The sequence below is a fragment of the Romboutsia sp. genome, assembly GCF_051659545.1.
In the GTDB taxonomy this organism is placed as follows: Bacteria; Bacillota; Clostridia; order Peptostreptococcales; family Peptostreptococcaceae; genus JBOFOR01.
Window position 1 is genome coordinate 1 of the sequence record NZ_JBOFOR010000116.1, and the last position, 5,842, is coordinate 5,842.

Annotated in this window: 5 protein-coding genes; all 5 read left to right on the forward strand. The window is 29.0% G+C overall.

Annotated elements, in window-relative coordinates; all coding sequences use genetic code 11:
- Positions 1-125 precede the first annotated feature (125 nt).
- Positions 126-908, forward strand: a complete 783-nt coding sequence (locus ACRC03_RS06720; RefSeq protein WP_438651789.1) for a ribonuclease J — start codon at positions 126-128, stop codon at positions 906-908.
- 495 nt (positions 909-1,403) lie between these two features.
- Positions 1,404-1,604 (forward strand): cold-shock protein, encoded by a 201-nt coding sequence (locus tag ACRC03_RS06725; protein ID WP_438651790.1) that lies wholly within the window; start codon positions 1,404-1,406, stop codon positions 1,602-1,604.
- A 231-nt stretch (positions 1,605-1,835) separates the two neighbouring features.
- A complete protein-coding gene (locus ACRC03_RS06730) occupies positions 1,836-3,530 on the forward strand; it encodes a methyl-accepting chemotaxis protein (protein ID WP_438651791.1) in 1,695 nt (564 codons plus the stop codon).
- A gap of 663 nt (positions 3,531-4,193) precedes the next feature.
- Positions 4,194-5,273, forward strand: a complete 1,080-nt coding sequence (locus ACRC03_RS06735) for an SH3 domain-containing protein (protein WP_438651792.1) — start codon at positions 4,194-4,196, stop codon at positions 5,271-5,273.
- A gap of 77 nt (positions 5,274-5,350) precedes the next feature.
- Complete coding sequence (locus tag ACRC03_RS06740; RefSeq protein WP_438651793.1) at positions 5,351-5,752, forward strand: hypothetical protein; 402 nt, start codon at positions 5,351-5,353, stop codon at positions 5,750-5,752.
- Positions 5,753-5,842: the final 90 nt, after the last annotated feature.

The following is a 5,842-nucleotide window of genomic DNA, read 5'->3' on the forward strand; positions in this document are numbered from 1 at the left end:
ATTAGCTATATAATTTTGGTATACAGTTGGGATAGGAACTATCCTATAAGCTTGGAGATACTTAGTACAATAGTACTATTGACCAAGAAGCTCCCACTTCAAACGTTACCGTAGGTAGTTAAGTGGTGAGTAGTTCACATAGGCTTGCTCAATTAGGTACAGAAGGTGTTTTACTTATGATGGCTGATAGTACTAATGCGGAGCGAGAAGGGTACACTATATCTGAAAAAGAGATAGGCAAAAGTTTAAATAATTTATTTAATTTAGCAAAAGGAAGAGTTCTTGTAGCATCTTTTGCATCTAATACTCATAGAGTTCAGCAGATTATAGATGCATCAATAAATCATAATCGTAAAGTTGCCTTTAGTGGAAGAAGTATGGAGAGAGTTTCTAAGATAGCTATAGAGTCAGGATATCAAAATATAGAAGCTAAAAATGTTATAAACATACAAGAAATAGATAAATATGAACCAAATGAGATAACCATAATTACTACTGGCTCACAAGGAGAACCTATGGCCGCTCTTTCAAGAATTGCAAATGATGAGCATAAATATATAAAATTAAAAAGTGATGATTTTGTAATAATATCTTCATCCCCCATACCAGGAAATGAAAAATCTGTATCAAATCTTATAAATAAGCTACTAAAATACAAGGCGCAGGTTATTTATAATGAAATTGAAGAAGTTCATGTATCAGGTCATGCTTGTAAAAATGAGTTAAGATTGATTCATAGACTTATTAAGCCTAAGTTTTTTATGCCTGTACATGGAGAATATAGACATCTAATTGAGCATAAAAACTTAGCTTGTGAACTAGGAATGAAATCAGAGGATATTTTTATAATGGAAAATGGTGGCGTTCTTGAGTTAGATGAAGACAGTGCAAAAAAAGTAGCTATTTAAAATAGCTGCTTTTTTCATTACATTAAAAATGGTCCAATTGCATGCAATGAATGTATTAATAGAAATAAATATACTAAATCTAAACTAGGAAGAAGTATTTCTAGGAATGAGTTTAGTGATGTTATAGATGATATGGTTCATAGAATTAATAGTGAGAAAATTAAAAAGTATATCATACCAACTTGATTTTCGCACAATCTGCCGAGGTTATAGTCACTCACTATATATATTTGGTTTGTTATTATTTATAACTTTTAATATTCCTTTAATGTTAACATTAAAGTATATATTATGTGACATAGACAATTTTATCTTATATGAAGAACTTGAAGTTATTTGTCAAGTTTATTCTATAGAGATTAAGTTTTTATATAACAATAAAAATGTAAAAATGATGTATATTATCCTTTATATGTGTTATAATAATAAGTAAAGAAATACAAAAAAATAAGTGAATCAAGCAAGACTTGATACAGGTTAAAAGGGAGCTAAATAATGAATAATGGAATAGTAAAATGGTTTAATAGTGAAAAAGGATTTGGATTTATATCAGTAGATGGTGGAGATGATGTTTTCGTACATTTCTCAGCAATACAAACTGATGGATATAAATCTTTAGAAGAAGGTCAAAAAGTAAGCTTTAATATAGTTAAAGGTGCTAGAGGACCTCAAGCAGAGAACGTAACTATATTATAATATATATGTTCTTTAAAGACACAATTTAGGTTGTGTCTTTTCTTTTTGTATAATGAAACTATATTACCCTTGATAAGTGTTCAGAGCTAAAGGCTATGGTTACATAATTTTGATTTTGGTATAATACATGATTGTAGCCTACCGTATAATTAAAATAAAAAGATAATTTTTATTTGTACAAATTTAAACTATGTATTAAAGTAGTTATATTTTAAGGGGTGTAAGGGTATTATGATTAAGGGTTTAATAAGCAACAAAAATATGGATGTAAAAAGTCAGATAACAAGAGGTTTTATGATATTAGTGCTACTGCCCATAATTATGGCAATAATTATAGGTACAATGATGTATTCAATAAAAAATGGTACTATGAAATTTACAGAATACAATAGTGAGCAAACAAAAACTAAAGAAGCTATAATTGGACACTATTCCTGGGTTACCAATTTAAATGAAGCAATCTTAACTGGTAAAGAATTTACAGGGGGCAAAGACCCTCAAAACTGTATACTAGGTAAATGGATAAGCAGTTTATCTGAGGAAGATTTACAAGATGAGGTAATAGCCAAATCAATAGAAAATCTAAAAGAACCTCACAATCATATACATAATAATGTTGATAATGTGCTACAACTATCAAAAACAGACCATGACGAAGCATATAGAGTATTTAATACAGAAATTGAATCTAGAGTAAATACAGTTATTTCAAATATAACGGATATAACTAATCGTTATGAAGAAAAAGCAAAGGAAGTAGAACAACATAATGAAGCATTAATTCAAAAAGCAATGTTAGGAATAATATTAATAACAATACTGTGTATAGTATTAGCTATAATAATAAGTAGAATACTATCAAATCGAATCTCTAAACCTATTGTTGAAATAGAAAAATTAGCTAGTCATATAGGTAAGGGTGGAAGTTTTTACAATATAAACACTTTGGAAAATCTTGAAGAGGAACAAGATAATGAAATTAAAAAAATGTATGATTCTTTTAGTGAAATGGCAATTAGCATGGAAGAATATATTGATATAATAGAAATAATATCAAAAGGAGATCTTACTTCAGATGTAAAAATAAGATCTAGTGAAGATACACTTGGAAAAAGTTTATATAGCTTAATTGATAATAATAATGATTTGTTTAAAAACATAAAACATATTACAGATGATGTTCAAGTAAGTGCAAATGAAATAAATCAATCAAGTATAGCACTATCTGAAAGTAGTACAGAACAAGCTGCATCTATGCAAGGAATATCTACAGAAGTTGAAATTGTAAGTGATTTAACTAAAGAAAATATTAATTCTGTTAACAACGCTATTCAAACTTTTGATACTATTAAGAGAAGTGTAAATGATAGCAAAAACAAAATGGAGAACTTAGTAAGTGTAGTTGAGGATATAAGAGAAGCCTCAGATAAAATCTTTGAGATTACAAAAGCTATAGATGCAATAGCATTTCAAACTAATATACTAGCCTTAAATGCTTCTATCGAGGCAGCTAGAGCTGGAACCTATGGGAAAGGTTTTGCAGTTGTTGCTGATGAAGTGAGGAATCTAGCAAGTAAGTCTGCAGAATCTGCAAAAAATACTAAGGAATTAATAGAAGGAGCTATAAATAAAACTCACTATGGAGTTGAAGTAGCAGAAGAAACTTATTCGACATTTGCCAAAATTATTGATGAAATAGATAAAACAGGAAATGCGGTTACAGATATATCAAAAGCTTCAAAACGCCAGTATAACTCAATGATTGAGGTAGAAAATAGAGTCAGAGAACTTGCGAGCGTACAAGCAGAAAATGCTGCCTTTAGTGAAGAAACATCTGCAATTAGTGAACAAATGAAAGAATATTCACAGGTTCTAACTGATGAAATGAATAGATTTATATTAAAAAATAACATTAGGCAAAATTAAATAAAAGTATCATCAAGCTAAGTTTTATGATAAGAGCCATAAGAGCTAATCAATAATTAGTAACTGCTCTACTTCATGTTAGTAATACAATATAATGAGGCTATAGATAGATTTGAATTTTTAAATCTACCTATAGCCTCTTAACTTTAGTCAGAACTTAATATTTATAAAAAATTCGCTTCGCTCGAGCGACCTGTAGGCGAAACACTTCATATCACCAACGGCTCTGCGCGTTGCTAAAAATCTTTTTTACTTTCACTAAGTATGTCGACATTGCTTAAATGTAGTAACTTATCCACAGTTTTTTAGGCAATATAATTTCCTTAAGCGTAAAAAAGAAGACATATCAAATCACATTTTATAAATCTTCAGGAACGCAAATTGCGCAGTATATTTTACTCTTTTCAAAAAAAATATTAAAAAGTTACAAAGCAAATATACGTTGAAATATGAATGTATACATCCTAATCAAAAATTACAAAGTTGTAACCTTTTATCCCTCAACCTGTTTACAAAATTTAAAAACTATATTATGATAGATGTCAAGGCAGTTAAAGTTACAAAAAAGTAACAAACATTAAATTATAAACAACAACAAATAAGCATTTAAATATATAAGACTCGCAAAGAGCAAAAAAATATTAAACACAATGGAGGAATGTTATGAGTTTAAAAAAACATATAAATAGAACATTAGTATTAGGATTAACAATAAGTAGTGTGTGTGTATCTACACACTCTGTATACGCATTAAATGAGGATGTAAATAAAGAAGTAACTAAGCCAGCTAAAAAAATAGAATTAAAGGTTGATAAAAACGAAGAAATAATATCAACAAAAAAAGCAATAGTAACAACAAGCGTACTAAATGTTAGAGAAGAAGCATCACAAGAATCGGATAAAGTAGGTGCTTTAGTAGAAGGAATGGTTGTTACAGTACTAGAAATAAAAGAAGAATGGACTAAAGTACAATATGCTGATAACAAAGAAGGTTGGGTAAATAGTGAGTTTGTAGCTAATGAAAAAGCTAAAGTAAACACAAATGAATTAAACTTAAGAAAAGCACCTTCAATTAAAGAAGATAATATAGAAAAACTAAATAAAAACACACAATTAGAAATATTAACTGTATTAGAAATAGAAAATAAAGAAGAAGAGACTAGTGAAACTTGGTACGAGGTTAAAGTAATAAAAGAAAAATCTTCTGAAGTAGAATCTAACAAAGAAAAAATAGGTTTTGTATTTGGAGAATATGTACTTACAGAGTCTGATGAGGCTAAGATAGAAGAAGAGGCTAGAATAAAAGCTGAAGCTGAGAAAAAGGAAATAGCACAAGCACAACAAACAGAACAAGCAAAAACTCAACAAACTGAGCAAGTAAAGACTCAACAAACTGTACAATCTGATCAAGTAGTATCAAACACTACATCTAATAAAAAAGAGCCAGTTAAAGAGAGTTCATCAGCAAATTTAGCAGGACGTACAATAACTGTTAATGCAAGTGCTTATTCAGGTCATTCAATAACAGCTACAGGAACTGTACCAAAATGGGGAACAATAGCAGTAGATCCATCTGTTATACCTTATGGGACTAAAGTTTATATACCTATGTTTGATAAAGTATTTATAGCTGAAGACTGTGGTGGAGCTATAAAAGGAAATAAAATAGATATATTTATGAATAGTTCACAAGAAACTAATAGCTTCGGTAGAAGAAACATAGAAATTAAGATACTAGGATAATATGTAGCTAGTTGAAGTGTGAGTAAAACAACTCATACCTAAACTAGCTTTTTTTTATACAAAATTACAGGTAAAATTTGGTAAAATTTCAAGTTGTAACAAAAATACCAGTAAAAAATAGTATTAAATACTTAAATGGTAATAAGTCAATTCTTATACCAGATGGTGAAGATAATCTGTACAAATACGTTAAAGACGAAGAAAAAGTAAAAATAGGAACCGACCTTGGATATCAAGAATATGAGCACACTACTCCTTATAGAGTATCAGACAACAACAAAACTATAGCATATGTAACAGATGAGGCTGCTTTATATGCAGTTTTTGAAAACAAAGATAAAGTTAAAGTTGCCAGTGATGTAAATAGATTTATAATATCGTCAGATGGTCAGTATATCTATTACACAGATTCTGATGATAATTTATATTTATTCGTAAGCGTCAAAGAATATCCGACTAGAATGCCAATATTTTTTTAGCTAAAATATAAAGTATAAAAACTTGAATATGGAGGCTAACTATGTTAATTGAACAAAGTGAAATAAATTGGGATGAAATTCTAGAAAAAT